The following is a 1754-nucleotide window of genomic DNA, read 5'->3' as shown; positions in this document are numbered from 1 at the left end:
TTATTGATACTGGCATTACCTTCTTCAGTAGTAGCTATTTGGTCTTGGGTAGTAATATCCCCTCCTGCTTGGTTATTGATACTGGCATTACCTTCTTCAGTAGTAGCTGTTTGGTCTCCAGTAGTAATATCCCCTCCTGCTTGGTTATTAATATTACTATCACCAGTAGCACTATCAACAGTTTGGTCTCCAGTCTCAATATCCTCCCCTGCCTGAACATCAATACCTCCAGCATTTCCAGACTCAGAAATAGATTGCAAATCTTCAGTAGTAACCGAGCCATCAGGAGCAATAATTTCAACTGTTCCAGCCGCTTCTCCACCTTCAGTCCTAACATTTGCAGTTCTAATATCGCCTTGAGTGCTAAAAGTATTCAGAGTAATATTACCACTGGTGCCATTGGGGGCGCGGGTCTGAATAGTCCCTGTATTAATACTGCCGCTATTACTTTCAATACTTACATCTCCACTACCTGCATTGCCAAAGGATGCTACGTTATTAATATTGACAGTACCACTAGCATTCAATTTTATCTGACCCCCAGTACCATCATCAGCAGTAGAATAAGTAGCAATATGATTAATATTTAAGTCGGGAATTACTGGCAGCACCTGGTCGGAATTCTGCATGAGTAGCTAGGTGAATGATGGGATAGGGATAATTTTGTCGTTGGGTTAGCAGGTTATTACGGGTGAAGTCTTGGTTGAGGAACTGACTACCTTGCCACAACTGTTGGGAAATAGTTTCTAACTCTACTGGCACTGCTGGTAAGGAGTTTTGTTCGATAAATTCACTTGCTCCCATTGCTAATACTCGGGTATCTTGAATTGGGCGGTAGTTGGTATCCATTAAACTGATACTGGGAATTAAACTGAGGCTATATTTTTCGACGAGGAATTGTTGACCATCGTGTAATACTGCTACAGGTAAAGTTCGTAGACCTTCATCCATACTGAATAGTAAGGTATCGATATTAGCGGCTTCTAATTCTGCTGATATGGGTCTAATGAGCCAATTGTACAATTGTTGTGCTGGTGGCAAGTAGCTTTGAGTATTACGACGGGAGGGAGTTGTGACTTGAAATCGTAATTGTAGGACAACTTCCATGAGTTGTTGGCGATTAGCTGCCGGAACAGTTTTGAGGATGGGGTCGCTATCTGGTGTGTATAATACCAGTTGCAGTTCTTCTGGGTAAGCTGTGACATAGATAATTGCTGAATTTTTGCCTGTTTCACGGGCGATGTCTGTCAGCACTTCCCGGATATTTTTTATGGATGTATTTTGAGTTGATAGGTCTTCTCCAAAGTTGTCTGTCAGCGCTCCCCCGTTTTTTATGGATATATTTTGAGTTGATAGGTCTTTTCCAAAGTAGTTAGTGAATGAATTGTTCCGATTTTTCTCTAAGGCAGTCAAGGTTTGAAAGTTAGCAGCAACAGTTAGGGGAGTATTGTTAATAATATTGATGTTTTGTAAAGCTGTTGTAGTGTCGGTGTTGATATTAATTTGTTGGCGATCGCTCTTTTTGTTTGGCAGATTAGGATTATTGGTTGTGCTGATGGTACTGTTACTCTGTATTGACTGGATAATATTAGTGGTGGTCGGATTTGAGATTGGGTTGTCAAATTGTAAAATATTATTTGTTGGAATAGCTGGAGTTGTTGTTGGTTGCACTAGGTTTGATGCTGCTGGAATGCTTGGATTTGTTAGTGTCTGAGGTGATTGTTGTGGCAAAGTATTGTCTATTGGTATTGATG

The 1754-nt window shown here is 40.7% G+C and carries 2 protein-coding genes; both read right to left on the bottom strand.

Going from position 1 to position 1754, the window contains the following annotated elements; genetic code table 11:
- On the bottom strand, nt 1–629 hold a 629-nt coding region (locus D5R40_RS32675), incomplete at its 3' end, for a hypothetical protein (RefSeq protein WP_134239671.1).
- Nucleotides 580–1754: CHAT domain-containing protein (locus D5R40_RS32670; protein ID WP_124155864.1), on the bottom strand; the 1175-nt coding region annotated here is incomplete at its 5' end. The genes D5R40_RS32675 and D5R40_RS32670, both read right to left, overlap by 50 nt.

Origin of the sequence: Okeania hirsuta (genome assembly GCF_003838195.1) — a bacterium.
GTDB classification, from domain to species: Bacteria; Cyanobacteriota; Cyanobacteriia; order Cyanobacteriales; family Microcoleaceae; genus Okeania; species Okeania hirsuta.
The sequence above is the reverse complement of the archived record's forward strand: the minus strand, read 5'-3'. Positions and strand labels throughout refer to the sequence as shown.